The sequence below is a fragment of the Desulfobacter sp. genome (genome assembly GCA_028768545.1).
Lineage (GTDB): Bacteria > Desulfobacterota > Desulfobacteria > Desulfobacterales > Desulfobacteraceae > Desulfobacter.
The window spans coordinates 1,436,573-1,462,245 of sequence record CP054838.1; the positions used below are offsets into that span (position 1 = coordinate 1,436,573).

The following is a 25,673-nucleotide window of genomic DNA, read 5'->3' on the forward strand; positions in this document are numbered from 1 at the left end:
TTAAAGAATTTCAGGATTATTTATATTTGGACGATGTCTGTCGGAATTACTGCAAACCATGTGCCATGAAAAAACAGGCCTCGGGGTATATTTTTATATGATTTTAGCCCGAATATGTCATAGCCTGAAGGTCAGCAATTGACAATTTGAGGGGGCTGGATATTAATCTCTTTAAATACAAAAGGTTAAAATTATTTGCCAACCCAATTTCCAGGGTAGAAATTGTCACCCTTCGGGCAAATTGATTTTACCTCATCTGCGTCGTTGCAGGTCGTTCGCAGTAAAGTTTCTACGGCTTCACGCCCTGACGCCTTGCAGCTAAAGCAAAATCCATTCGTGAAATATGCGGGTCGCCCCTTATCCGGACCAAAGATTGCGGGTATGTAAAGGATCATGGATCAGGGGGTTGCAGTCTTGCTCTTTTGGGCCGGCCTCTTCCAGGGGATTTTGGGGGGTATTTCTTTTTTGGGTTCCAAAATATGAACAAGAGAAGGGGGTTGCAGATTTCTCTATAGACTTGCCTTTTTTTTCCATTTTTCTGGTATGAACCTTGCTGATATTTCAGGTGAGTCTGGGTGAACCCGGAACAACCTGTTTTTAAGGAGCAAACGATGGAATTGACACGGGTGTTCGGCCCTGTACCCTCAAGGCGGCTGGGCAGGAGTGTGGGGATCAACAATATCCCGCCCAAGATATGCACCTATTCCTGCGTCTATTGTCAGCTTGGAAAATCCCTGGACCTCCGGCTGGACCGGCAGCCTTTTTATGACCCCGGTCTTCTTGCCGCTGAAACAGAGGATAAGTTGAAAAATGCCCGAACCCACAAAGAACCCATTGATTATTTGACCATTGTCTCCGAGGGCGAACCCACCCTGGATGCCGGCCTGGGAAATCTCATCGACTGCCTCTCCCCCCTGGGCGTCAAGATCGCTGTGATTACCAATTCCACCCTGCTCAGCCTTGGCGGGGTCCGCCGGGACTTGTGCCGGGCGGACTGGGTTTCGGTCAAGGTGGATACTGTGGATGAAAAAATATGGAGAAAAATTGACCGGCCCCACCCAAAGATCCGGTTCAATGAGATGCTTGATGGAATCGGCCTGTTTTCAGAAGCGTATGCCGGCACTTTGGTGACCGAAACCATGCTGGTCAAAGGGCTTAACGATACGGTGACTTCCCTTGAAAACACTGCCGGGTTTATCAGCGGGCTCAACAGTGGTCTGTCCTATATCAGCATTCCCACAAGGCCCCCTGCAATGCCCTGGGTTCAGCCCCCTGATCCCGGGCAGATTAACCAGGCCTATGGGCTGTTTACCGACCAGGGGGTGAACGCTGAATATCTTATCGGGTACGAGGGCAACCAGTTTGCCTATACCGGGGATATTGAGGCGGATATTTTAAGTATCACCGCCGTGCACCCCATGCGGGAGGATGCGGTTTCAGCCTATCTTGAAAAAGCAGGCGGCAGTTTTTCAGATATTGAACAACTGGTTCAGGATAATAAAATTCTGGTTTCGGAATACAAGGGCAGCCGGTTTTATTTAAGACCCCTGGCTGGCCGATAGGTTACCACCACGTCAGCCCTGAGTCTCTTGGTGCGGAACTCTTTTTCTGGGTTTTGTACCCGTGGATAAATTTTGTTCAAGCAAAAAAGGAGGTCATATCATGGGAAACCGATCTTATGAAAAAATGGTCAGGGATGTTTTTGCTTTGGCTGATGTGGCTGTGAACGGCAGCCGGCCTTGGGACATCCAGGTAAAGGATGACAGATTTTACAGAGACCTGGCCGTTGGCGGGTCCTTGGCTCTGGGTGAGAGCTATATGGATGATTGGTGGGACTGCCAGGCCCTGGACCGTTTTTTTGAACGGACCCTGGCATGCCGGGTGGACCAAAAAACAAGACCATCTTTAAAAATTATCTGGTGCAGTCTTAAGGCCTGGTTCGCCGGATCGCCCGGAAGACGACGGGCATTTGAAATCGGACTCCGCCACTATGATATCGGCAATGAGCTTTTTGCCCTGATGCTGGATAAATGGATGAATTATTCCTGTGGCTATTGGAAAGGGGCCAAGGACCTGGACCAGGCACAAAAGGCCAAAATGGATTTGATCTGCAGAAAACTCTGCCTTGAGCCCGGGATGCGTGTTTTGGATATCGGCTGCGGCTGGGGCGGGCTTGCCGCCTACATGGCCGAACATTACCAGGTTGAGGTCCGGGGAATCACGGTGTCCCAGGAGCAGGCCGCCCTTGCCCGGGAAAGATGCCGGGACCTGCCCGTTGACATTCGCCTGACAGACTATCGGGAGCTGACAGATCAATTTGACCGCATCGTGTCCGTGGGCATGTTCGAGCATGTGGGGCAGAAAAATTATCGGAAATTCATGGCAGTGGTCCGGCGGTGCCTGCTTGCCCAGGGGCTTTTCCTTCTGCATACCATCGGCGGCAACCGGTCTTTAAAGTCATGCGATCCATGGATTTCCCAGTATATTTTCCCCAACTCCATGGTGCCGTCCAGCCGGCAGATCTCATCGGCCGCAGAAAAATTACTGGTCCTGGAGGACTGGCACAGTTTTGGCCCGGACTACGACCCGACCCTCATGGCCTGGCACCGGAATTTTATCAATAACTGGGCCTGTATCAAGTCCAATTATGACCATCGTTTTTTCCGGATGTGGTCTTATTACCTGCTGGCATGTGCCGGAACATTCAGGTCCCGGCGGAACCAGCTGTGGCAGGTTGTCTTTTCCAGGGACGGCCTCAGGCCAAGGTATGAGAGTGTCCGATAACAAAGAAAGCAGGTTCTCTTTGACCTTGTTCCAGGGGGATTTTGTCTGGTTTGCCATCAGCAGACATGTTTCATCCCATCGTAAAAATAGTCCTCTAAATGCATATATCCTTTGATGGCCTTTGTTCCGATCCAGCGGAAGGGTTCAGGCGGCCAGGAAATCTGCTTTCGGTTGACAAAAAAGACCTCTGTGAGATCTGTTTTTTTCTCAAGCACAAGATCCTTTATGGTCTGGCCGTTGAGATGGGTGAGGCTGACCCCGTGGCCCATGCACCCTAAACTGTACACCACCCGCTTGTCACCCAGGTATCCTAATGCCGGGCTCATATCAATGGGCACAGACACAGGCCCGCCCCAGGCATCACTGAACTTGAGATTTTTCAAGGGGGGAAAAATGCTGCGCACATCGTTTCGCAGCCCTTTAAACACCTTTTCATTCATGTCTTTGTCCATGTTATACCCTTGGCTGAGGGTGATATCCCGGCCCCCCATGACAATCCGGTTGTCTTTTGTGAGCCGGTAATAATGAACCAGGTTTCTGGCATCTTCAATGCCCTGACGATTTTGCCAGCCAATGGCGGCATACTGGTCACGGGTCAGGGGCTCTGAGATCACGATATGGGTCCAGGCCGGCACCTGGCGGTTTTTTAAGTCCGGAAAAAAATGGGACCAGGCATTGGTTGCAAAAACAAGCTTTTTGGCCCTGACCTTTCCTTTCAGGGTCGTGAGGGTGAGATCTTTGTTCCCCCTTTTTACCTCGGTCACAGGGCTCTGCTCAAATATGTTGATGCCCATGGGCCTGATCAAGCCACTCAATCCCCTTAAGCCCGAGTTTGTGAGCCAGCTCAATCTCGTGAAGGATGCGCTGTTTATATTTTTCCGAGGTGGCCACCCGTAAAAACCCGGGGTGTTCATAGTCGCAGTCCAGGCTCAGATCCTCAACCAGGTGTTTTAGAAGGTCCACGGATCTTTCCATGTAATGATGGGCCTCTTTGGCCTTTGCCCTGCCGAACCGCAGGGCCGTAATGCTCACTCAGGGTCGGGCCGAACAGGGTCATATTAAATCCTCCGTTCCTGCCGCTGGCCCCGTATCCGATGATTTCACTCTCCAAAAGAACAATCTTGAGGCCGGGATCCTCCTTTTTCAGGTGATAGGCGGTTGAAAGACCTGTATACCCGCCTCCGATAATGGCCACATCTGCATCAATCTCCCCTTGAAGGCTTTTGCCCGGTACATAATCCCGGGTTGTCATCCAATGGCTTTTGGGCTGGATCTGAGTCATATCCCTCTCCTTTTAGTTTGGTTAACCGACCTATTCAATTTTAAAACGCCACTTATTTTTTTTCCCTATATCTTTTGCGATTATTCTGGAATTTTGATGTTCAGCCGATCTTCAATCAAACCAATGATCACGGTGTTGACATCTTTCCGGCTTAACGCCTTTGGGTCAACCATGAACTGAAGGGAAAATCCTTCTGCCACGGCAACCAGACAGGCGCTTAAAAGCCGGCTCTCCTCTTTCCCCCCGGCGGCCTTAAACACAGAGGCCATTTGTTTTCGATAGTTGTCAAACATATGGCTGACCGCAGTCATGAGTTCCTCTCGTTCAAACCCCATTTGAATGAGATTGTAAAAGACCCGGTTTAAGGAGAGGTTAAAGATCAAGCGGTCCGTGATGAATTCAATTGCAGATTTAACTTGTTGGTCAGGGGATTGGGCCTGGCGGATGAGAATTCGGATTTCAGTGGAATATTTTTCAATGATGGCATTGCCAAGATTTGAAACAATCTCGTCTTTGGTTTTAAAATAATAGTGGATGACCCCCGGGGGCAGGCCTGCCTTTTTGGCAATTTCCTTTATGGTCACTTTTTCATGGCCTTTTTCAACCAGACAATCATAGAGCGCCCAGACAATCTGGTCCCGACGTTCAGGTGCATTGCTCTTTCTGCCCATGGACTCTCTCCTGTTTTTTTTGTTTGGTCATACAACCAATATAAATTTTGAGGCCCTGTGTCAATATAAAAAACATTTGCGATCAGCCCGAATATTTCATAACAATTTGAGGCGGCGTTGCAGACCGTTCGAAATAAAGTCACTATGGCTTGACGCCCTTGCGCCTTGCCGCTAAAGCAAAATCGATTTGTGAAATATGCGGGTATAGGCCAAAATTTTTTTAAGGATATATGAATCAGGCGAAAAAAAAACCGGACCGCCAAATGACGGCCCGGTTAAAAGGAAGAGAGAAACAAATGCGCTGGGATTTATGGCCCCTGGCAAAAGAGCGCATAAAAAATATACCCATCACAGATAAATGATATACTTGATCATCTTAACCCTGACATGACAGGAAGATTACTAAACAGTCATGTTTGCACAATTAAATTGTGTTTTGATTCCTGACGGGTAAAACAGGCCTTGTTTTACACTATCGGTTTGGCCGGTGTTTTTAAAACAAGAATTAAAGGCTATCCTCCGGCCTTTACAGCCTTGTGTCCAAGGGATTTCAGGAATCCAACCAATACCTCCCGGTGGTTTCCCTGGAGTTCGATAACATTGTTTTTCACCGTACCGCCGGTACTGCATTTTTGTTTGAGTTGTTTTGCAAGCGCTTTTAAGGCAGGGCCTTCAAGGGCAAGCCCTTTGATCAGGGTCACCCCTTTTCCCTTTCTGCCCTTGGTCGATCTTTCCACGGTGATTTTTTCCTCTTTTTCAAGATTCGTGTGTGCCTTTGTTTTTTTGCAGATACATGCTTTAGACGGTTGATTGCAGTCAGGACATATTCTGCCCAGATCTGTGGAATAAACAAGCCTGCTGTTAAAGTCTTTTTTTTTCAATTTTAAATATCCTGTGACACTTTTTTTGAATGCCGTTTTTACAGGCCGTTAGGTTGTCCAATGTTCAGGATCGGCAATCCCTTTTGGGTCAATGCGGCTTTGCCTGAAACTTTATATATCATACCGGCTTACTCTTTTCACCACTTGCGACAGGTGATCGCCATAGGGGGGCAGCGCCCTTAAATCAATATTGCCAGAGGCTTTTGCAATCTCTTTTAATCCTTTGATCAGCCGCTGGTGGGCCTTTAACATCTCTGCCTGTTCCCTGGACATGCCGCAGAGAATCATCCCCATATGATGGGCATATTCGTTTGAATCCAATTTTGATTTTATGGGCATGATAACAGGGGAGAACCGGACAAGGACCTCCTGATTCGCATACATTGCTTCACATTGATTCCCCTTTTTTTCAATGGTTACGGGCAAAAGCAGATGGCTGATCAGCAATCCCGGGTTTTCAGATTCAATTTCGGGATGATTTGAAACCACCATATTGTAGTGGAGTCGTGAACCAAGGTCTCTTAACACCTCATTGGCCGTGATGGTAAAACAAAAGGGATCATCCTTTGATCCGGCGCAAAAATCGTATAAATGATGGACCGGGGTTGGCTTAGGGTTCTTGTCTGCAATGGCCAGAATTCCATTGAAATCCAGTGTGTTTTGGTGAGCAGCACCGCTATAGAAATCAAAGAGCTTTTTTTCAGTCTCCGGGGTCACAGGACATTTGCAGCTTAAAATGCCTAAAAAAAACGTTTTAAACGCCTCTGTTTCAATTTTAATATTCATCAGATTATCCTTAGGGTTTTTTTATAAATTCTTTAAAGGCTTAATAGGCAGAAATGATAGATGAGATCAAATTGATTATTTGAATAGGCCCCTATAAAACAAGGTTGACTGGAACACGCCTTTTAAGGCGGCGGAAGAAAAAAAAAGCTCCTGGCAACCCAAGTTACGCATCCTGTAAAGCCTTTGGTCCGGGTTCAGTTTGTCAGCCTGATGATTCTAATATTCTCTTTTAAAATCATTGACTTTGGTCTCAGGAATGTTTTAAAAAATTGTATCAAATTGTCAACATGTAGCCAATCAAGTTCAAAGAGGTGCCATGCATTCATTGACAAGAGTCATCGGATTGGGGGGCCAGGCTGAAGATCTCAAGTAGCAGGTGGATCTGTTCCTTCGGATTTTTGACAGTACCGAGAACGGCATCATCATCACAGACCCTGACAGTTATATCATCTATCTCAACGCGTCTTACGGACAGTTTCTTGAACTGGATCCCGATGCCCAGGTCGGCCGGCACTGCACCGAGGTGATCGATAACTCCAGGATGCATATGGTGGGCCGCACCGGCAGGCCGGAACTCAACCAGATTCAGAATCTTCGCGGGGTCAATATCATGGTGGAGTGTATCCCGGTCAAGCGGCTGGGTCAGGTCATTGCCGTGTTCGGCCGTGTTTTGTTCAGCGATCTCAACAAAGTGACCCGCCTGGCACAGACCGTGGAGGCCCTTGACACCCCCCTTGAGCGGATAGGGCAAGGGGGCTTTCGCTCTGCCCGGTTTACCTTTGATGATATTGTCGGCAAAAGTGAGCCCACGGCCAAGGTCAAATCCCAGGCCCGGCGGGCATCATTCAATGCCTTTCCCGTTCTCATCAGCGGGGAAAGCGGTACGGGCAAGGAGCTGTTTGCCCATGCCATTCATAACCAAAGTCCCCGGCAGGCCCATCCCTTTGTGAAGATCAATTGCGCTGCCATCCCTGAAAACCTTCTGGAATCAGAGCTTTTCGGTTATGACCCCGGGGCGTTCACAGGGGCTTTGTCCCGGGGCAAACCCGGGAAGTTTGAGCTGGCCCACCCCGGAACGATTTTTCTGGATGAGATCGGGGATATGCCTTTGAGCATGCAGCCCAAACTTTTGCGGGTCCTGGAGGAGAAGGCGGTTGAACGGGTGGGCGGAAACCGGATGATCCCATTGGATTTCAGGGTGATCGCCGCCACAAACCAGGACCTTCACCAGCTCATGGATGAGGGGTAATTTAGAAAAGATCTGTTCTACCGCCTTAACGTAATTCCGCTCCATCTGCCGCCCCTGAGGCGCCGGGCCGGTGATATTTGCCCGCTGGCCGAACATCTTCTTGAGGCCACTGCCAGCCGGGCCGGGCTTCAGACGCCCTCGCTTCTGCCCGGGGCTTTGCAGCTTTTGGAAAATTACCCCTGGCCGGGCAATGTCAGGGAACTTGCCAATGCCATGGAGCGGGCCTTTATCCAGTTTCAGGGGAGCCAGATCCGGGCCTGTGATCTGCCCGATGCCGTGACCGCTGTTACCCACAGGAAGGGGGCCCCTGTCCGGAAGCTTCACGCCCTCCAGGCCCGCACCGAACGCCGGGCCATCGTGGCTGCCCTTGAAGCGTCTGGGTTTAACAAGAGCAAGGCCGCAAGGCCGTTGGGTATTCACCGCACGCTGTTGTACAAAAAAATTCGAAAATACGGCCTTTCCCTTAAACCCGGCGGCCAGGTGTAGCGGCCTGGCTACAGGTTTGGGGTGACCGGTCGGAGACTGAATCTTCTTTATTGTCTAAATCATCTTTAATTTCAAAAGGTTAAATTTAATCTCCAGAGTCTTGGCATGGCCTTTGCAAAATTCAGGGACACGAGATAACGGCCCGGTCTTTGAGCATTTGCAACACTGGAAGATCTTTTAAACATTAAAGAAAAGGAGAGCATGGGATGAAAAAAGGCATGTGTATTCTGGTTCTGGCATGGATGGTAATGATTTGGGCGGCAAGCCCGTTGTACGCCAAGGTGATCCGGTGGAAAATGACCTCCACCTGGCCGTCGTCCATCTCCCTGATTGAGGCGGATCAGGCCTTTGTAAAAGCGGTAAACCACCTGTGCAAGGGTAAACTTCAAATTCAGTTTTTTACCGGCGGCACCCTGATGCCCTCCTATGAAGTATTTGACGCCGTGAGCAAGGGAGCCATTCAGGCGGCGGGTGACTGGCCCAACTATTGGGCCGGCAAGGACCGGGTGTTTGACTCTCTGGGTTCCTATCCCATGGGGCTGACCCCCATGGACTACCTGCTCTGGATATACAGCGGCGGCGGACTTTCTATTTACCAGGAAGCATATGGAAAGTTTGGCATGCACTATCTGGTCACCGGGGTGACGCCCATGGAATGCGGAATCCGCAGCAATAAACCCATCAAAAAACTGGACGATCTCAAGGGGATGAAGATCCGCATGTCCGGCAAGATCCAGGGGCATCTGCTGGAAGACCTCAAGGCTGCCCAGGTGGCCATGGCAGGTCAGGAGATTTACCAGGCCATGCAAAAAGGCACCATTGACGCCTGCGAATTTTCCAGTCCTTCATCTGACTGGGGCATGGGATTTGGTGAAGTGACCAAATTCTGGGCCGTTCCCGGATGGCATCAGCTCGCCTCTGTCATGGGGGTGATGATCAATGAAAAAGCCTGGAACGATCTGCCCCCCGATCTTCAGGAAACCGTGCAATACGCGGCCAAGGTTGCCACCATTGAGTTCTTGTGCAAGCCAGTGATGTCCGGTTAGGTTTTTGCTTGCTCAATAATTTTTTGATCTTTGACAATATTGTCCCTGTTTGAACTATGAGAGCCCTGCTCCTCGCAGCCAAACAGGTCATTTAGAATGGCGGTTCGCAGCTGCCGAACTCTTTTGATCGTGACCTTTTCATTAAACTGTTTTTGGCAATGGATTGCCAGTAACAGGTAAGTGATAAGGCCGCCAAGAATCTGAACCATAAGGCCGTATTCACTGCGGGCAATGAGATGATATACCTTCAGATGTTCTTTCCACCATTTGAAAAAATCCTCAATGGTCCACCGGAGTTTATAAATTGTTGCTATTTGTTCCGCTGTTAAATCATGCCTGTCAGTTGCCACATAGTATTTGACGCCAGCAATTTTATAGCCAACAACCCGAACAGGCCTTTTCGTCTGGTTTTGATTCGGAGTACCAAGTTTAACCAGTGCATCATAAAAAATGTAGCTGTCGGAAGGGGTCTCGTGGTTATCAATAATTGTTCTTGTTGTCCTGGTTTTTATACGGCAGACAAAATGTTTGCCTTGCTCCTGAAGCAGGTCAAATTCTTTATGGGATTGATATCCACGATCCATAACACCTGTTTGCCCCTTGGAAAGTATTTTGGGAACAAAAGTGCGTTCAGCGCCGTTGCCTTCAGTCAAAAAGATTTTGTTTGGGATTCCGTGATTAATGTCAAATCCGCAATGTACTTTGGCTTTTTTACTTCCTTTTCTGTAGTTCGCCCAGTGCATTGAAAGGACTGCATTTATGAGACTACCGTCAATGGAAACCAACTCTCCTAACTCGGCGTGTTCACCCGGATGACACTCAAGAGCCTGTTTATAAAGATCCTCAAAGATAAATTGCAGTTGTTCGAGTCCCCTGTGATTGATGGCTTCACAGAAACTACTACGGCTGATACCACCGTCTGGCGCAATATTTTCTTTAGCAAAAACATTCTCCTTGAGATCCTGAATTAAATGTCGGGCAGACTTGTGCTCCTGAAGATGGAAATAAACCAAAGCATTTATCTGGTCTTCGAATGTCATTTTTAAAGGGCGGTCTCCTCGAGATTGTAATTCCGGTGCTTTTGAAAGTGACTTTATCAGAGGGCACCTGAAATTGTCAAAGTTTAGAGACCGTAGTTGTTTTTTAGGGACTGAGATGTGCGTCATTTGAGCTCCTTGAGTTAAATTTTCAAGGCGCACAAAAATTTTTACGCACATTTGTCAACACAAAACCGACTGTTTTTTCAATGATTTTAGATGCTTTTTATATGCAACAACGGAATGTGTCAATGACAATGAGACACTCTATGCCTAAAATTAAGCTCCAATAATATCCTTCTCTTTTTGTTCCGGTTTGTTAATCCAGGCTTCTTCTGGTAAAGCCGGTGGCCTCGGTATTTTTCCCTTAAATCGTTTTGGGTTTTGAATAAATGCATCCTCCAATGTTCGGCAGCGAGATTCATAAATATCTTTAGCAATGCCATAATGAAATTGTTCTGGGGTTACCAGGCCAATACCAGAATGGTAATGCTCTTTGTTGTAGTATCCAAAAAAATCCTGGCAGAAGGCTCTTGCATCCTGAATAGCACCAAAAGTTTTGGGAAATTGTGGACAATATTTCAATGTTTTAAACTGGGCTTCAGAGTATGGGTTATCATTGCTGACATGTGGTCGACTGTGGGTTTTGGTTACCCCTAAATCGACAAGAAGCTGGGCAACCCCTTTGGATTTCATACTGGCTCCCCGATCTGCATGTAGCCCAAGCTGACCGGGTAATATCTTCTGGTTTTCACAGGACTTTTCAATTAGCTTTTTGGCCAATGCTGTTTGTTCTCTATGGGCGACCATCCAGCCGACAACATACCTGCTGAAAATATCCATGATTACATATAGATAGAAGTAGGTCCATTTTGTGACACTTTTCAACTTGGTAATATCCCAGGACCAAACCTGATTAGGTCCTGTTGCCAGCAATTCAGGTTTTTTATATTTCGGGCGATTTACCTGCCGTCTTCGCTCCGGCACAGAACCATGTTCTTTGTGAAGAAGCCGATACATCGTTCTGATGGAACAATAGTATTGCCCGTTATCAAGAAGAGAAGCATATACCTGATATGGGGCTCGATCTTGATATTTTTCAGAATGTAAAATATCCAAAACCGTTTGTTGTTCATCAGAATTCAAAGAAAGGGGAGATCCGGTCCGACTAACTCCAATATGTTTTTTTGGAGAATGAAATCTGTAAAAAGATGATCGGGGAATACCGAAAGCCTCACATGAAGGCTTTTTTCCAATATCGCAACTTAACGTTAGGGCGGCATTCATAAGTCTTCTCCTTTGAGGTCGTCCAGATTCTGCTGGATTCCCAGGATCTGAGAAATTTTTTTTTGAGCTTCAATGATGAGTTCCGCCTGCTTTAGCTTGTGCTCTAATTTGAATTTCTCTTTTTGAAGTCTGGCGACCTCTATGGCCAATGGGTTTTTCTTTTTTGGTTTCCTTCCTCGTTTTCGAGGTGCCATGGCATTGAGAAGTCCTTTGTCCCGAGCTTTGCGCCAATCGGTTAAATTTGATGAATAAAGGCCTTCTCTTCGAAGAATCTTGCCGATCCCTCCGATTTCGGTACAATTTTCAATCTCTTGGAGAATACGCAGTTTATAAGAAGCAACGAATCTACGCCGGGGTTTTTTTTCAGGTACTTCAGGATCAGGGATTGAATCCTGGCTCCCCAAGGAGGCCCCAACTTCAGTCGCCCCATGGGCTCCTTCCATTGGGGCCTCCTTGGGGGCTGCCTGATTTTCGGATTCAGGTAGTGGGTTCATTTTTATCGGTTTCATAAGTAATAATCCTTACCCGCCCTACACTAATTTATCAATGGGTAAGTGTCTCACTCACATTGTCACAGAGGGCAACCTAACCGGACACTACTGTGTGCAAGCAGTACTTTGATGTGATTGAATACACCCAGAAATTCGTGGACAAGGGCATTGAGATCAATTCCTATCCCAAAGAGGACCTGGAACGGATCCAGAAACTGATCGACCGCCATACAGAAGAGATCGCCGCAAAAGAGCCGCTGTTTAAAAAATCCATCCAGTCACAGATGGAATTCCGCAAAAAATTTGCCAAATGGCGCCAGATGGAAGGCCCCTTTGGTTTTGGCTACAACCCCACATCTTATCCCGATCTGGAAAAAAATCCCAAAGAATAAGTCTGATATCGCCTGCAGCACCTTGTGCTGCAGGCCTGACCGGCCGTTGCCAGGCGGCTCAACAAGATATTGGCACCTGTATGTTTTGTGCCTCAGGAGGTGGCTGTGAAAAATGCTTTGTTAAAAGTCAGGCAAACCGTGGACAGGCTGAACGACTGGATCGGCCGGATATTTGCCTGGCTCATCATACCCCTGGTGCTGATCACAGTGATGGAAGTTGTTTTGCGGCGGGGGTTCGGATCTCCCACCATATGGAGCTTTGAGGTGCTCAAACAGATCTACGCCGTGCATTTCATGCTGGTGGCGGCCTATGGCCTGCTCCATGGGACCCACGTTTCTGTGGACGTCTTCACCCAGATGCTGTCCGAAAAAAAGCAGGCCATACTCTCAATCATTTCCTACCTGATATTTTATTTCCCCTTTTGTATCCTGGGGGTATGGCAGGGCTATATCTTTGCTGCCACGTCCTGGAAAATGAAGGAGCATACCTGGAGTGTGTTTGCCCCGGCAATCTATCCTGTGAAAACGGTGATCGTGCTGACCTTTGTGCTGCTCTTGATCCAGGGGATATCCCAGGTGATCAAGGAGATCTTCATAATTAAGGAATGGGATGATGTTTGATATCAGTCCGGAGTGGTTGACAATTTTGATGTTTGCAGGGCTTTTGATCGGTTTGTTCATGGGTCACCCCCTGGCATTTGTCTTGGGTGGGCTGGCCGTTATTTTCGGGTATGTGGGCTGGGGACCTTCCATTTTTTATCTGTTTATGAACCGCATATGGGGGGTGATGGACAACTATGTCCTATTGGCCATCCCGCTCTTTGTCTTTATGGCCCAGCTGCTGGATTCCTCGGGTGTGGCCGGGGAATTGTTCCGGGCCATGCGGTATCTGCTCGGCCCCATGCCCGGCGGGATCGGGCTGACCGTGGTCATTGTCTCCACCCTGTTTGCAGCCTGCACCGGGATTGTGGGCGCATCCATTGTGACCATGGGGCTTTTAGCCCTGCCCATGATGCTGGAGTACGGCTACCAAAAGGAGTTGAGCTGCGGAGCGATTTCAGCCTCCGGCACCCTGGGCATTCTGATTCCGCCGATCATTATGCTGGTGGTCATGGCCAACCAGGCCACCATTTCCGTGGGCAAGCTGTTTGCCGGCGCGGTCTTTCCCGGTGTGATTCTCTCTGTGCTCTATCTGGCCTATATCGTTGTCCGCTGCTGGAAAAATCCCGACCTGGGTCCTGCCATCAGTGAACAGGAGGCCGCCGAGGTGACCCGTGCACAGATTTTTTTCATGGTAATGAAGTCATTGGTGCCCCCCATGATCCTGGTACTCGGGGTGCTGGGCAGTATCTTTACGGGCATTGCCACCCCCACGGAAGCCTCCGGGGTCGGGGCCTTTATTGCATTTTTAATGGTCATCGTATACGGCAAGTTTTCCTGGGAGGTATTGAAAAAGGCGGCGGTGAACACCCTACGCATCAACACCATGGTGATCTTTCTGCTGTGCGGGGCCACCTGTTTTACCGGTGTCTTTCTGGGCATTGGCGGCGGGGATGTGGTCACAGGATTTGTCTTGGGCCTGGGATTTGGTAAATGGGGCATTTTCTGGGTGATGATGGCCATTGTTTTTTTATTGGGTATGTTCATCGACTGGATCGGGATTGTCCTCATCTGTTTTCTTTTGTTTTTGCCCATTGCGAAAAGCCTTGGATTTGACCTGGTCTGGTTTGTGGTCATGATCGCCGTAAATTTACAGGCCTCCTTTCTCACCCCGCCATTTGGCTATGCCCTGTTCTACATTAAAGGGGTTGCATCGCCCGAGGTCAAGCTGGCCCATGTCTACCGGGGTATTGTCCCCTTTGTGCTCCTGATGATGGCAGGCCTTGTGCTCTGTGCCGTGTTTCCCGAGGCCGTGCTCTGGCTGCCCTCGGTCATGGTTGAGTAAAAATCGAACCGGGGGCTTGGCCCCCGACAATTTAATCCAATCAAGGAGAAAGCGTAATGTCACGACTTTTATGGACCCCTTCGCCCGCGCGCAAAGAGGCCTCCAATATTCACGGGTTTATGCAGCGGGTCAACGCGTCCCAAGGGCTTTGCCTTGAAAGTTACCAGGATCTGTATACCTGGTCCGTGGACCATATTTCACAATTTTGGGAACAGATGTGGAAAGAGGCGGGCATCCTTTGTTCAGACGCCTGGCACCAGGTGGTGGATGATGAAAATAAGATGCCCGGAGCCCGGTGGTTTGAAGGTGCCCGGCTGAACTTTGCCCAAAACCTGCTCAGATACCGGGACGATAAAACCGCCCTGATTTTCCGGGGTGAGAATCAGGTCCGCCGTACCCTGACCTATGCACAGCTTTATCAAAAAACAGCCCGGGTTGCGTCAGGGCTGAGGGCCCAGGGCGTTCAGCCGGGTGACCGGGTGGTCGGGTTCATGCCCAACATGCCTGAAACCATTATTTTCATGCTGGCATCTGCCAGCATCGGTGCGGTCTGGTCCTCATGTTCGCCGGATTTCGGCATCAAGGGGGTGATGGACAGGTTCGGCCAGATTCAGCTCAAGGTTCTGGTGACGGCGGACGGTTATTTTTTCAAGGGCAAAGCTTTGTCATGCCTGGAGCGGGTAAAAGGAATTCTGGAACAGATTCCCTCCATTAAAAAGGCGGTGGTGGTGCCCTATATTCATGATGCCCCGGATATTAAAGGATTGCCAAAGGCCTGTGCCTATGCGGATTTTGGTACGGACAAACCCGAGATCCTCTTTGAGCAGCTGCCCTTTGACCATCCCCTGTATATCATGTATTCATCCGGCACCACAGGACTTCCCAAGTGCATGGTACAGAGCGCCGGGGGGGTGCTGATCCATCAGGTCAAGGAGCTGATGCTGCACACGGATCTCAAGCGTGAAGATACCCTGTTCTACTTTACAACCTGCGGATGGATGATGTGGAACTGGCTGACCTGCGGGCTTTTTCTCGGTGCCACCATCGTTCTTTACGACGGTAATCCCTTTCACCCGGGCCCGGACGCCCTGTGGCGCATGGCCCAGGAAGAAAACATATCCATCTTCGGCACTTCGGCCGGTTATATTGCCGCCCTTCGCAATGCCGGGGTTCGCCCGGGAAAGGAATTTAACCTTGGTGCGCTTCGTACCCTGCTGTCCACAGGCTCTCCTTTGTCTGCCGAGGATTTTGACTTTATTTACCAGGAGGTGAAAGGCGATCTCCAGCTTTCCTCCATTTCCGGCGGTTCGGATCTCAACGGCTGTTTTGCCCTGGGCAATCCCCTGGACCCGGTCTATGCCGGGGAGCTGCAGTGCAGAGGGCTGGGTATGAAGGTTGAGGCCTATGATCCAGACGGAACGTCCGTGATCGGCGAGCAGGGAGAACTGGTCTGTGAAAAGGCCTTTCCTTCCATGCCGGTGGGGTTTTGGAATGATGAAGACGGGAGCCGGTACCATTCCGCCTATTTTAACGTATATCCCGGGGTCTGGACCCATGGGGATTTTATTGAAATCACCCCCAAAGGCGGGGTGATCATCTATGGCCGTTCCGACGCCACATTGAATCCCGGGGGGGTGCGCATCGGCACTGCCGAGATTTACCGGCGGCTGGAGCAGATGAATGAGATTGAGGACGCCGTGGTGGTGGGGCAGGACTGGGACCATGATGTCAGGGTGATTTTGTTCGTCAAGATGGCCCCAGGGGTTGAACTCACAGAGGGTCTGGAAAATTTGATTCGAATTGATCTGCGCACCCATGCATCACCAAGGCATGTACCGGCCAAGATTATTTGCGTGCCGGACATCCCCTACACCCTGAATATGAAAAAGGTGGAGCTGGCCGTAAGAAACGTGATTCATGGCCGTCCGGTAAAGAACACCGACGCCCTGAAAAATCCCCAAGCCCTGGATTTTTACCGGGATCTTAAGGCGCTCACCGTTTAACGGCAGATAAAATACGAAAGGATATGCCATGGATATTAATGAACCAACAATCACGCCGGACCAGATTCTGATCTTAAAAGATGACCATTTCACAGAAAAAAGCGTCTGTATGGTGACAGGCGCCGGCAGCGGCATTGGCCGGGCAACGGCCATTGCCGCTGCTGCCAACCACCTGACCGTGGTGGGCCTGGATTATAATGAAACATCCGGCCGGCAAACCCAGAAACTCTGCCAGGCACTGGGCGGCCGCATGGTGTTTATCCCCTGTGATTTGACAGAGGATGCCCAGATGGATGCGGCCGTGACCGAGGCGGCAAGCCTCGGCCAGATCAGGTTCCTTGCCAATATTGCCGGCATTCAGCATGTGGATCCCATGGAGAATTTTCCCGTGGAAACCTTTGATCTGATGCAGCGTATTATGGTCAGGGCGCCTTTTTATCTTTCCGGCAAGGTGATGCCCCTGATGCGGGAGGCCGGCGGCGGGGCCATTGGCAACATGGCCTCCATCCATGCCCATATCTGCACCTTGAATAAATCTTCCTATAATATTGCAAAGTTTGCCTTGCGCGGCCTTGCCAAGTCCATCTCTGCCGAGGGCCAGGGCGATATCCGGGGCTTTACCATCAGCACGGGCTTTGTAAAAACCGCCCTTGGCCTGGGCCAGATTCTTGCCCAGGCCAAGCAGAGGGGAATTACCCAGGAAGAGGTGGTCAATGATGTGATGATGGGGGCTTCCCGGGTCAAGGAGATGATGAGTCCTGTGGAGGTGGGCAATCTTTTTGTTCTGGGGTTCTCCAGATTCTCCCGGTATCTGCTCGGTGGTGATCTGCTCTTTGACGGCGGCATCGTATCGACCTATTGATCAAAACCCATAAGGATAGATCGTGGATCACGATCCATCCTTATGGGTTTGATTTCTTCGTTGCAGGCAAATTTAAATTTTCGGCCCGGAGAGATGCCTATGCTCACATATATTTAATATATTCCTCTGGTTAAAATTTATCTGCGCCTTGAACTTAACCCAAAATCCTGATTATTAGGGTGTCCCTTAATATTCAAAATTCGCCTGTTCTTTTTTTCAAAAAAGAAAAAAAATATTACAATTTATTCAAACAGGTCTATAATGATCTGAGCATTGAATTGGTTTTCTCTTCTCGTATCAGGCAGGTCATTTCCCATGGACAGCCCTTTTTTGTCTTGAACCACTATGCGGTTTGCAATATTCAGGTGACAGCGGAAACAAAAGAGTCAGGTATGGATAAATTTTAAATCTGCCATGAGTTGTTTTACGGCAATTTCTTTGGCCTTTGCCTCGATTTCAACGGTAATGTCCATGGGAATCCAATGCCGGGGCAGATCGTTGGGGTCAATAAAATCGTGGTGCTTTCCGGGGCTTGGGCCGTCCCAGCCGTTTTTGGGAGAGGATAAATGAAACAAAGGTTCACGGTTCCATGTGTCCAGGGCGCGTTGGGTGGCCGTTTCAACTGCCAGCCCGTCCGGGAGACATCGGTGGTGGTGGACGTCGTAGACCAAGGGGATCTTCAGATCCCGGCACACAGGCAAAAGATCATGGGGAGAATAGCTTTTGTCATCATTTTCAAGGGTCAATCTTTTTCTGATTGGATCAGAAAGGGTGTCAATGGTTTTCATGAGGCGGGAAATCGCCGAGGGTTTATCTCCATACACGCCGCCGGCATGAATGTTGATCACATCGGCATTCACCCATTCCGCCACCTGGGCCTGGTATTCAAGATCGGATACAGACCGCTGAACCACGTCCGGACGGGGGGACGACAAAACAATAAACTGGTCCGGGTGAAACGTGGTTCTGATATCATGGGTTAAGCTGAATTCGCCGCAGGCTTTGAAGGCACGGATCAGTTCTTGTGAACCGGGCAGATCGCCGATATCATACCCCATATCCGGGTGTGTTTTTAAGGGAAGGATCTGGCTGTTGATGCGAAAAGAACCGATGTTGTTTTTTTGGCAGAAATCAAGGGCGCGGGCCAGGCTTTGGGCGTTTTCAGCGCACAGCCGGGCCAGTCTTTTTTTTTGTTCCTCTTCTGAAAACCGGGCCAGATAGGATGCGGTCGTCCTTCGAAATTTAATGGGATGTTCTTTGAATACACAGCAAAGGCCGAATCGTATCATTGCAAGTCCTTGGGTTTTTAGGGGCGTTTGAACAAAGATAATCACCTTTGGCCGGTATTGAAGTATTAAAATTTATGACCATGTTTAAATGGTATATGTATTCACCCACATCTTTTGTAAAGGCGGTGTTATGATACGACTTAAAGAATCCATCCAGGTTAGAAAAAATATCAACTTCGTTTTTGATTATACAAGTGATTTTAGCCGTATCCAGGAATGGGATCCGGGAGTGATCTCTTCAAAGGCGGTTGAACCCGGCAGAACAGGGGTTGGGTCTGTCTATGACCTGAAACTGAAGTTTGGTTTTTTTCGTCCCAAAATTCAGTATCGGGTGGTGGAATACCAGCCCAATGCAAAGCTGGTGTTAAAAGGCCGGGCAGAATCCTTTACCGCCATGGATACCATACAATTTCAGGCGGACAACACCGGTACCAGAATTGATTACCAGGCCGATATTGAGTTTTCAGGTGTTGGCAAATACCTTGAGCCATGCCTTGTCCCAATTTTAAAGCAGACCGGGAAGGATGCTATACAGGGGCTTGAACGGGTATTGGACCATGGCACCTCAGCCCCCTTTGGCCGGGAATGGTTTCGATCCGGTTCCAACGGGCTGGATTGGCTGGCAGATCACGCCATTGTGCCGGGGATGCTCATGTTCAGCCGGTTTGGCTATGATTTGAGCAAACGATTCTGGACAGAACCCAAAACCAGCCTTTATGGAAAACAGGTGGTCTTGACCGGGGGAACCTCCGGGATCGGCAAGGCTGCTGCCTTTAAAATCGCAGAGAAACAGGCCTTTTTAACCATTGTTGCAAGAAACAGGAAAAAGGCCGAACAGGTGCAACAGGATATTATCGAAAAGACCGGCAATCCAAATGTCGACTTTCTCATTGCCGATCTCAGTCTGATGAAGGACATCAGGCAGGCGGCCACCCGGCTTTGTCATACAAAAAAGAAGATTGATGTCCTGATCAACAATGCCGGCGCCCTGTTCAATGAACGCCAAAAGACACCCGAGGGTGTTGAATTCACATTTGCAACAGATCTGCTCGGGGTGTTTTACCTTACCATGCTGTTGAAACCGGCCCTTGCCAGATCCAATGGGGCAAGGATCATCTCGGTGTCATCCGGGGGGATGTACACCCAGAAAATCGATGTCCTTGACCTTGAAAACCGTAGGGGTGAGTACAAGGGTGCAAAGGCATATGCCCGTGCCAAACGGGGCATTGTCATTTTAACCCAAATATGGGCACAGGCCTTCCGGAAAGACGGGATCACCGTGCATGCCATGCACCCGGGGTGGGTGAATACCCCGGGTATCCAGGGGGCCCTGCCGAAATTTTATCAAGGGGTCAACAAGATGCTCAGAACCCCGGAACAGGGCGCGGATACCATTGTCTGGCTTGCCGGGTCAGCCCGGGCCGGGCAGAGCACGGGCCGGTTCTGGCTGGACAGGCGACCCCATGAAACTGCGGTATTGCCCGGAACGGCGGAATCCGAACAGGAACGCCAGGGCCTGTGGGACCAGCTAAACGCCTTTGTCTCCCAGCGTCTGGGAATGCCCGGGATTTAAAGTGTCAATCTCATCTGAATATTGTCAATGCCGCCAACAATAAAGCCTGCCTGGCAGATGGAAAAATAATATTGCCATTTTCTACGGAAGGTCGGGTTAAACCCCATTCTGGAAATCTCCTGGCTGCGGTCAACAAACCGTTGCTGCCAGTGGTCAAGGGTTGTGGCATAGTGGGGTCCCATATGATAGACATCTGCGATCTTAAAGTCGGTATGGGCTGACAGGGTCTGGTTGAGGACCTTGAGGCAGGGCAGGTGACCGCCCGGGAAAATATGTTTCTGGATCCAGTCCCGTTCCCTGCAGTACTGGGCATATCGTTCATCTTGGATAATGATGGCCTGGAATACCATGCGTCCGCCGGGCTTTAAAAGTTTTTGGGCCTGTTGAAAATAGGTGGACAAAAACTGGGGGCCTACCGCCTCGATCATTTCAATGGAAATGATCCGGTCAAACTGACCCCTTGTATGGCGGTAATCCTGGCGTTCTATGGTGATCTTATCTTCAAGCCCCTCGTCTTTTACCCGCTGACATGCCCGGTCATACTGGGCCTGGGATACGGTAATGCCCGTGACCCTGCAGCCGGTCTGTTTTGCGGCAAACACGGCAAAGCCTCCCCAGCCGCAGCCGATTTCAAGAATGTGATGGTCTTTTTGCACATCTGCCTGTTCAAGAATCCGGACCATTTTATTTTCCTGGGCCTGTTCCAGACTCTCTTGGGGGGTCTTGAAAATTCCGCAGGAATAGAGCATCTGCCGGTCCAGGAACAGGGCATAAAATTCATTGCTCAAATCATAGTGGTCCCGGATGTTTTCTGTTGTATTCTCTATTGTGTTTCTGCGCCTTTCATGGGCTATTTTTTCCTGGACCCGGGTGATAAAAGAGAGCATGAAATTGCCGTCTGAAAATTGATCCCGATTCGTGATCAGCAGCATGAGTAGGCCGACAAGATCGGGGGTCTCCCATTCTGATGCCATAAAGGTTTCTCCAAATCCGATCTCACCGTCAAAAACAAGGCGCTGGAAAAAATGGTTGTCTTGTATCTTCATGACCGCCATTGGCCGATCATTGGGATCACCGAAGAATAAAGGGGTGTTGTCGGGCATTTCAATTTTCAGGCAGCCGGCTGACATCTTTTTCAATGCCTGGATGACCAGACGTTTACAGATGCGTTCCACCCAGCCGGGGGTTTGTTTTATCAATGTCATAGGATTTCCCGGAATCGGTTTATTGTTAAACGGCAGTTTTTTTTGAAAAAAAAGTTTAAATGCATGGGCATAGATTCTCGGAACACTCAAATGGGGGGCTGCAGGATATTTGATCATGGTTTTAAGATGATTTGACACGGTCAAAGGTCGGCTTTCTCCCTTGAGAACGGCCTCCATTATTTTTTTATTGTCATTGACCAGTTCAATTTTGATTTCCAGTTGGTCCGAAAGGTCTGAAAAATAAAAATAATACATCCCTTGGATCTTATTAAAGGGTGAGACATGAAATACCTTGGGGGTTTGAAAACTTGCAAACCAGTTGTCCGGGGGGCAGATGTTTTTGGTCAGCACATAGGGATGGCGCTCGCCGTAGGTGTTGTTGACCTCTGCGATGATGGCCGAAAGTTTTTGGTCCCGGGAAAAGCAATAATGAAAGCTTACCGGGTTGAATACATAATTAAAATACCGGGCCGAGGTGATGGTGGTCACACCGGCAATGGGGGTGGTGATCCCATGCCGGGCCAGGGTGGTTATGATTTTGTCCTTGAGCGGCAGATGGGAAGGGTGCAGATAATCTTTGTCATGGATGGATGTTACAGCCTTCCTGTTATACCCAAACAGGGGATATCGTTGGTTGAGGCGGGCAAGATCGTCAAGATCAAAGGCAAATATATATATTGGATAACAAAGTTCATGATTCACAGGTAAATACCTGCGATGGGCAATGGATCCGCGATAGATTTTTGAATTCACAGGCTCACCCCGAATTTTTCTGCCACAGCCAAAGCCGACCGGACGCCGTCTTCGTGGAAGCCATATCCAAAATAAGCACCGCAGAAAAAGGTGTTCAGATGACCGTTTAAACCGGGCAAATCCTTTTGGGAGGCAAAGGCATCAAACGAATATTGGGGATGGGTGTACACCAATTTTTTGATCACATGATTTTCTGGTATGGGCTTTTGGGGATTGAGGGTAACAAAATAGGGCCGGCTTGTCCCAAGGTCCTGGAGCCGGGTCATGTCATAACTGACCATGACCGGGGCGCCTTTGTCTGATTGTGCGCTCCGCTTGTAATTCCAGCTGGCCCAGGCCCTTTTATTGGGAGGCATGACCCGGGTATCCGTGTGAAGGAGGGTTGAATTGTGTGAATAGGTCCAGGCGCCCAGCAGCTTTTTTTCCCCAGGACTGGGGGTTTCGAGCATTTTCAATGCCTGGTCTGCATGGGTGGCCATAACAACGGCGTCAAAGGTCTGGGCCGGACCCTGCTCAAAGGCCAGGGTGATTTGGTCCTCTGTCCGGGATACCCTTGTGATGGTAGTGTTTTTGACGGCCTTTCCTTTAAATCCGGCCAAAAAGGCCTTGACATAGGTATGGCTGCCGCCTTGGACAAAATACCAGGGCGGGTGGCCTGTAACCCCCAGCAGTCCGTGATTTTCATAAAACTGGGCAAAGGTCTGGATGGGGAATTGTGCCATCTGGAAATCGGAACCTGACCAGATGGCGGCTGCCATGGGAATGATAAACTGATCAACCACTTCACGGTGAAGCCCTTTTTGGCTCACGTATTCGGCCAGGGTGATGTCTGGCAGTTCATGGGTGAGGTACTCTTTTCTCAGCACCTGAAGATAGCGGACCATTTCGTAGACAAATCGCAAGAATTTGGGTTTGACCAGGTTGGACCGGTCGGCGAAAATTGAATTCAGGTTCTGGCTGGCATAGCTGAGCCCGGACCGTTCGCAATGGTAGGAGAAAGACATTTGGGTCAAGGCTTTTTTAACCTTGAGCCGGGATAAAAATTTGATAAAATTCGGATATGTCCGTTGGTTGAGGACGATAAACCCCGTATCCACAGGGGTTCCCCGGTCCGGCCCCTGGTCAAGCACAATGGTGTGGGTATGGCCGCCGAAATAATCATTTTTTTCAAACAGGGTCACCCGGTGTTGGTTCTGGAGTAGATATGCCGAACAGATGCCGGAAATACCCGAGCCGATCACGGCAATGTTCAAATTTTGTTTTGAGTCCATGACACCCGCCTTTCTGGTTTAGATATGGAAAAAAGGAAAAGGCTTTTTCTTTAGGGTATACCTAAGTGTCAGAAAAACTTCAATTTAATCTTAATTTTTTTTAAGAGGTGTGTTCAGTTGTGGGCGTTATATAAGACGGCCCCTGGTTTTAATTGTCAACGATAGGGGATTGTTGGGTACATTGAAATTAAAAATAACGGTCTTAGGTTAATATCATTAACTTAAGACCTCTTTAAATCATAATACGATAGATGGAACATGGTGATTTTATGAAAGATAAGAGACTTATCTTTATTCTGGTCCTGATGGCCGGCGTTTTGGGGACGGGCAGTCTTCATGCACGCGCGGCAATGGTTGACGGCACCCGGTTTGCCCAGACATTTGAGACACCGAACGAACGCCTTTATTTAAAGGGCACCTCATTGCTCCGGTATCTTATTTTTATCAAAGCCTATACCGGGGCATTGTATCTTCCAAAAGGAGTGGACGGATCCCAAGCCCTTGGGGATGTTCCCAAGCGCCTCGAGTTGGAATATCGGGTGGCCATATCATCGGATGACTTTGCCGAAGCTACCCGGGCCAAGATCGAAGAATCTGTAGATGCGGCGCTTTTTGACCGCCTTTTGCCCAAAATAAACGCATTGAACCGCCTGTATAAAAATGTTGAACCTGGAGACCGGTATGCCTTGACCTACACCCCCGGCCAGGGAACCCGGCTGACTTACAACGGCCTGGCCCTGGGCACCATAGACGGGTCAGATTTTGCAAAGGCGTTGTTCGGCATCTGGATCGGTGCCAATCTAATTGATGCGGCATTTCGAGACGATCTTTTGGGGAGTTTATGATGCCGCCTTTTTCGGACGCGAAGTTATCATGGGCAGATCGGTTTGCATATGCGCTTCCGGCCTTGTCTCTGGCGATTATTGGTATTCCCGTATATGTGTTTCTGCCTAAATTTTATACCGACACCATGGGACTGGGCATTTCCACTGTGGGGGGGCTGCTGATGGCGGTCCGGTTTTTCGATGCGATTACAGATCCGGTTATCGGCTATGTCTCTGACCGGACCTCTGGGCGATTTGGCAGGCGCAAGCCCTATATGGCCCTGGGTGCCCTGGGACTTGCCCTGTCGATTCTGTTTTTATTCAGGCCGCCGGTCATTTCCCAGACAGGGCTGACCCTCTATTTTGGATTCTGGCTCTTTGCCCTGTTTTTTTTCTGGACCCTGATCACCATCCCCTATGAATCCCTTGGACCGGAAATGACCATGGATTATCATGAAAGAACCGCTCTTTTTTCTCTGAGGGACGGTTTTTTGATTCTCGGAACGCTTGTGGCCGCCGCATCGCCCGTATTGATTGACCAGCTGGTAAAGGCCGCAGGCAGAGTGCCCACGGACCAATACCGCTTTTCTATTATGGCCTTTATATTTGCGCCCATGATTGTTCTTTTGCCGTTTTACTGCATCTGGAAGATCAAGGAACATACGAGCCATAACCGCAAAGATGGCTTGTTAAAAGGTTTTTCAGCTGTTTTGAAAAACCGTCCTTTTATCATTTTAATCTCAGGATATACCATCAGTGCCCTTGGCAGTAATCTTCCGGCCACCCTGATTTTATATTATGTGGAATATGTTCTCCAGGCCCAAAATGCAGAAGGGTTCTTATTGATATATTTTTTAACGGGGATTTTATTTTTACCGCTTTGGATAATGGTTTCAAAAAAAATAGGAAAAAAACAGGCCTGGATTCTGTCCATGGTGGTCAATACGGGTGCTTTTTTGGGCGTTTTTTTTATAGGGCCGGGAGATACCTTTATCTATGGGGTTCTGGTCTTTTTGTCCGGTATCGGATTCGGTGCAGGCCTTGCGCTACCCTCTTCCATCCAGGCGGATGTGATTGACTATGACCAGTTGTTGACAGGGCAGCGGCGGGAGGGACGCTATATTGGTCTATGGTCCATCGCCAAAAAAATGTCCGCTGCCGCGGGCATCGGTATCGGCCTGCTGCTTTTAGGGAATACCGGATACAGTCCCAATGCGGAGCAAAGTGAGTCAACCCTTATGATGCTCAGGGTGCTTTATGCACTGGTGCCCTGCCTTTGTAATATTTTGTCCATTGTTATCATCAGTTTTTATCCGATTTCCCAGCAAGCGCATGCCCGGATCCGACAAGAGATTGAAAATACCCAGCATCAGCCGTCCTGACCCAAAAAGACAAGACCGGCCGTGGACATCAGGTAAAAAAGGCGTACAGCCCCACGGGGCAGATTATTTCAACCCATGGCCCCGAAGGCTTGATAGATGGCGGAGGCAGCAACGTTGACTTGGATAATATCCATCACCGGGAACGATGCCAGAACATTGCCCAAGCCGTTGATA

At 49.2% G+C, this 25,673-nt stretch carries 23 protein-coding genes and 1 pseudogene; 12 read left to right on the top strand and 12 right to left on the bottom strand.

Features of this window, described 5'->3' with window-relative positions; genetic code table 11:
• The first annotated feature begins 611 nt into the window (after positions 1-611).
• On the top strand, positions 612-1,562 hold the full coding sequence (locus HUN05_06885; protein WDP84911.1) for a radical SAM protein: 951 nt from the start codon (positions 612-614) through the stop codon (positions 1,560-1,562).
• Between the two features lie 100 nt (positions 1,563-1,662).
• On the top strand, positions 1,663-2,784 hold the full coding sequence (gene cfa / locus HUN05_06890) for a cyclopropane fatty acyl phospholipid synthase (protein WDP84912.1): 1,122 nt from the start codon (positions 1,663-1,665) through the stop codon (positions 2,782-2,784).
• A 56-nt stretch (positions 2,785-2,840) separates the two neighbouring features.
• On the opposite strand, the gene HUN05_06895 is transcribed toward cfa, so the two are convergent.
• From HUN05_06895 to HUN05_06920, 6 genes are all read right to left on the bottom strand, one after another.
• A complete protein-coding gene (locus HUN05_06895) occupies positions 2,841-3,578 on the bottom strand; it encodes an FAD-dependent oxidoreductase (GenBank protein WDP84913.1) in 738 nt (245 codons plus the stop codon).
• Complete coding sequence (locus HUN05_06900; protein ID WDP84914.1) at positions 3,559-3,747, bottom strand: FAD-binding oxidoreductase; 189 nt, start codon at positions 3,745-3,747, stop codon at positions 3,559-3,561. Before HUN05_06900 ends, HUN05_06895 begins: the two co-directional genes overlap by 20 nt.
• Positions 3,722-4,066 carry an FAD-dependent oxidoreductase gene (locus HUN05_06905; GenBank protein ID WDP84915.1) on the bottom strand — a complete coding sequence of 115 codons (345 nt, stop codon included), beginning with the start codon at positions 4,064-4,066 and terminating at the stop codon, positions 3,722-3,724. The genes HUN05_06900 and HUN05_06905 overlap by 26 nt, the downstream gene beginning before the upstream one ends.
• Before the next feature lie 80 nt (positions 4,067-4,146).
• Positions 4,147-4,737 (bottom strand): TetR/AcrR family transcriptional regulator, encoded by a 591-nt coding sequence (locus HUN05_06910; protein ID WDP84916.1) that lies wholly within the window; start codon positions 4,735-4,737, stop codon positions 4,147-4,149.
• A 512-nt stretch (positions 4,738-5,249) separates the two neighbouring features.
• Positions 5,250-5,618, bottom strand: coding sequence for a stress response translation initiation inhibitor YciH (locus HUN05_06915; protein WDP84917.1), 369 nt, complete (start codon positions 5,616-5,618; stop codon positions 5,250-5,252).
• Positions 5,619-5,729: 111 nt separating this feature from the next.
• On the bottom strand, positions 5,730-6,404 hold the full coding sequence (locus tag HUN05_06920) for a hypothetical protein (GenBank protein WDP84918.1): 675 nt from the start codon (positions 6,402-6,404) through the stop codon (positions 5,730-5,732).
• Positions 6,405-6,720: 316 nt separating this feature from the next.
• Here HUN05_06920 and HUN05_06925 point away from each other — a divergent pair.
• Positions 6,721-8,139: pseudogene (locus HUN05_06925) on the top strand (sigma 54-interacting transcriptional regulator).
• Between the two features lie 206 nt (positions 8,140-8,345).
• Positions 8,346-9,185 (top strand): TRAP transporter substrate-binding protein DctP, encoded by an 840-nt coding sequence (gene dctP / locus HUN05_06930; GenBank protein ID WDP84919.1) that lies wholly within the window; start codon positions 8,346-8,348, stop codon positions 9,183-9,185.
• Here the strand turns inward: dctP and HUN05_06935 are convergent.
• From HUN05_06935 to HUN05_06945, 3 genes are all read right to left on the bottom strand, one after another.
• Positions 9,182-10,351, bottom strand: a complete 1,170-nt coding sequence (locus HUN05_06935) for an IS4 family transposase (GenBank protein WDP87956.1) — start codon at positions 10,349-10,351, stop codon at positions 9,182-9,184. The genes dctP and HUN05_06935 overlap by 4 nt on opposite strands.
• A gap of 150 nt (positions 10,352-10,501) precedes the next feature.
• Complete coding sequence (locus HUN05_06940; protein ID WDP84920.1) at positions 10,502-11,509, bottom strand: IS3 family transposase; 1,008 nt, start codon at positions 11,507-11,509, stop codon at positions 10,502-10,504.
• Positions 11,506-12,018 (bottom strand): hypothetical protein, encoded by a 513-nt coding sequence (locus tag HUN05_06945; GenBank protein ID WDP84921.1) that lies wholly within the window; start codon positions 12,016-12,018, stop codon positions 11,506-11,508. The genes HUN05_06940 and HUN05_06945 overlap by 4 nt, the downstream gene beginning before the upstream one ends.
• 92 nt (positions 12,019-12,110) lie before the next feature.
• Here HUN05_06945 and HUN05_06950 point away from each other — a divergent pair, with 92 nt between their 5' ends.
• From HUN05_06950 to HUN05_06970, 5 genes are all read left to right on the top strand, one after another.
• A complete protein-coding gene (locus tag HUN05_06950; protein ID WDP84922.1) occupies positions 12,111-12,392 on the top strand; it encodes a hypothetical protein in 282 nt (93 codons plus the stop codon).
• 105 nt (positions 12,393-12,497) lie between these two features.
• Complete coding sequence (locus HUN05_06955) at positions 12,498-13,013, top strand: TRAP transporter small permease subunit (GenBank protein ID WDP84923.1); 516 nt, start codon at positions 12,498-12,500, stop codon at positions 13,011-13,013.
• Positions 13,006-14,337 (top strand): TRAP transporter large permease subunit, encoded by a 1,332-nt coding sequence (locus HUN05_06960; protein WDP87957.1) that lies wholly within the window; start codon positions 13,006-13,008, stop codon positions 14,335-14,337. Before HUN05_06955 ends, HUN05_06960 begins: the two co-directional genes overlap by 8 nt.
• A gap of 56 nt (positions 14,338-14,393) precedes the next feature.
• A complete protein-coding gene (locus tag HUN05_06965; protein ID WDP84924.1) occupies positions 14,394-16,340 on the top strand; it encodes an acetoacetate--CoA ligase in 1,947 nt (648 codons plus the stop codon).
• A 28-nt stretch (positions 16,341-16,368) separates the two neighbouring features.
• Positions 16,369-17,202, top strand: a complete 834-nt coding sequence (locus tag HUN05_06970; protein WDP84925.1) for an SDR family oxidoreductase — start codon at positions 16,369-16,371, stop codon at positions 17,200-17,202.
• 386 nt (positions 17,203-17,588) lie between these two features.
• Here HUN05_06970 and uvsE read toward each other — a convergent pair whose 3' ends face one another.
• The gene (uvsE, locus tag HUN05_06975; protein WDP84926.1) at positions 17,589-18,491 is read right to left on the bottom strand and encodes a UV DNA damage repair endonuclease UvsE; all 903 of its coding nucleotides are present in this window, start codon (positions 18,489-18,491) and stop codon (positions 17,589-17,591) included.
• Between the two features lie 130 nt (positions 18,492-18,621).
• Between uvsE and HUN05_06980 the strand changes: the two genes are divergently transcribed.
• The gene (locus tag HUN05_06980) at positions 18,622-20,064 is read left to right on the top strand and encodes an SDR family NAD(P)-dependent oxidoreductase (GenBank protein WDP84927.1); all 1,443 of its coding nucleotides are present in this window, start codon (positions 18,622-18,624) and stop codon (positions 20,062-20,064) included.
• On the opposite strand, the gene HUN05_06985 is transcribed toward HUN05_06980, so the two are convergent.
• Both HUN05_06985 and HUN05_06990 read right to left on the bottom strand, forming a co-directional pair.
• A complete protein-coding gene (locus HUN05_06985; protein WDP84928.1) occupies positions 20,061-22,022 on the bottom strand; it encodes a DUF1365 family protein in 1,962 nt (653 codons plus the stop codon). The genes HUN05_06980 and HUN05_06985 overlap by 4 nt on opposite strands.
• On the bottom strand, positions 22,019-23,293 hold the full coding sequence (locus HUN05_06990; GenBank protein WDP84929.1) for an FAD-dependent oxidoreductase: 1,275 nt from the start codon (positions 23,291-23,293) through the stop codon (positions 22,019-22,021). Before HUN05_06990 ends, HUN05_06985 begins: the two co-directional genes overlap by 4 nt.
• 269 nt (positions 23,294-23,562) lie before the next feature.
• On the opposite strand from HUN05_06990, the gene HUN05_06995 reads away from it, so the two are divergent.
• Complete coding sequence (locus HUN05_06995) at positions 23,563-24,138, top strand: chalcone isomerase family protein (protein WDP84930.1); 576 nt, start codon at positions 23,563-23,565, stop codon at positions 24,136-24,138.
• Positions 24,135-25,499: an MFS transporter gene (locus HUN05_07000; GenBank protein ID WDP84931.1), complete on the top strand. Its 1,365-nt coding sequence runs from the start codon at positions 24,135-24,137 to the stop codon at positions 25,497-25,499. Before HUN05_06995 ends, HUN05_07000 begins: the two co-directional genes overlap by 4 nt.
• Positions 25,500-25,673: the final 174 nt, after the last annotated feature.

What these genes read in the sequence shown, in the direction of transcription:
- HUN05_06920 (WDP84918.1), bottom strand. Translation starts at nt 6,404, where the DNA reads ATGAATATTAAAATTGAAACAGAGGCGTTTAAAACGTTTTTTTTAGGC.
- HUN05_06980 (WDP84927.1), top strand. Translation starts at nt 18,622, where the DNA reads ATGATACGACTTAAAGAATCCATCCAGGTTAGAAAAAATATCAACTTC.
- HUN05_06970 (WDP84925.1), top strand. Translation starts at nt 16,369, where the DNA reads ATGGATATTAATGAACCAACAATCACGCCGGACCAGATTCTGATCTTA.
- HUN05_06960 (WDP87957.1), top strand. Translation starts at nt 13,006, where the DNA reads ATGTTTGATATCAGTCCGGAGTGGTTGACAATTTTGATGTTTGCAGGG.
- HUN05_06995 (WDP84930.1), top strand. Translation starts at nt 23,563, where the DNA reads ATGAAAGATAAGAGACTTATCTTTATTCTGGTCCTGATGGCCGGCGTT.
- dctP (WDP84919.1), top strand. Translation starts at nt 8,346, where the DNA reads ATGAAAAAAGGCATGTGTATTCTGGTTCTGGCATGGATGGTAATGATT.
- HUN05_06965 (WDP84924.1), top strand. Translation starts at nt 14,394, where the DNA reads ATGTCACGACTTTTATGGACCCCTTCGCCCGCGCGCAAAGAGGCCTCC.
- HUN05_06935 (WDP87956.1), bottom strand. Translation starts at nt 10,351, where the DNA reads ATGACGCACATCTCAGTCCCTAAAAAACAACTACGGTCTCTAAACTTT.
- HUN05_06905 (WDP84915.1), bottom strand. Translation starts at nt 4,066, where the DNA reads ATGACTCAGATCCAGCCCAAAAGCCATTGGATGACAACCCGGGATTAT.
- HUN05_06910 (WDP84916.1), bottom strand. Translation starts at nt 4,737, where the DNA reads ATGGGCAGAAAGAGCAATGCACCTGAACGTCGGGACCAGATTGTCTGG.
- HUN05_06895 (WDP84913.1), bottom strand. Translation starts at nt 3,578, where the DNA reads ATGGGCATCAACATATTTGAGCAGAGCCCTGTGACCGAGGTAAAAAGG.
- HUN05_06885 (WDP84911.1), top strand. Translation starts at nt 612, where the DNA reads ATGGAATTGACACGGGTGTTCGGCCCTGTACCCTCAAGGCGGCTGGGC.
- HUN05_06945 (WDP84921.1), bottom strand. Translation starts at nt 12,018, where the DNA reads ATGAAACCGATAAAAATGAACCCACTACCTGAATCCGAAAATCAGGCA.
- HUN05_07000 (WDP84931.1), top strand. Translation starts at nt 24,135, where the DNA reads ATGATGCCGCCTTTTTCGGACGCGAAGTTATCATGGGCAGATCGGTTT.
- HUN05_06990 (WDP84929.1), bottom strand. Translation starts at nt 23,293, where the DNA reads ATGGACTCAAAACAAAATTTGAACATTGCCGTGATCGGCTCGGGTATT.
- uvsE (WDP84926.1), bottom strand. Translation starts at nt 18,491, where the DNA reads ATGATACGATTCGGCCTTTGCTGTGTATTCAAAGAACATCCCATTAAA.
- cfa (WDP84912.1), top strand. Translation starts at nt 1,663, where the DNA reads ATGGGAAACCGATCTTATGAAAAAATGGTCAGGGATGTTTTTGCTTTG.
- HUN05_06940 (WDP84920.1), bottom strand. Translation starts at nt 11,509, where the DNA reads ATGAATGCCGCCCTAACGTTAAGTTGCGATATTGGAAAAAAGCCTTCA.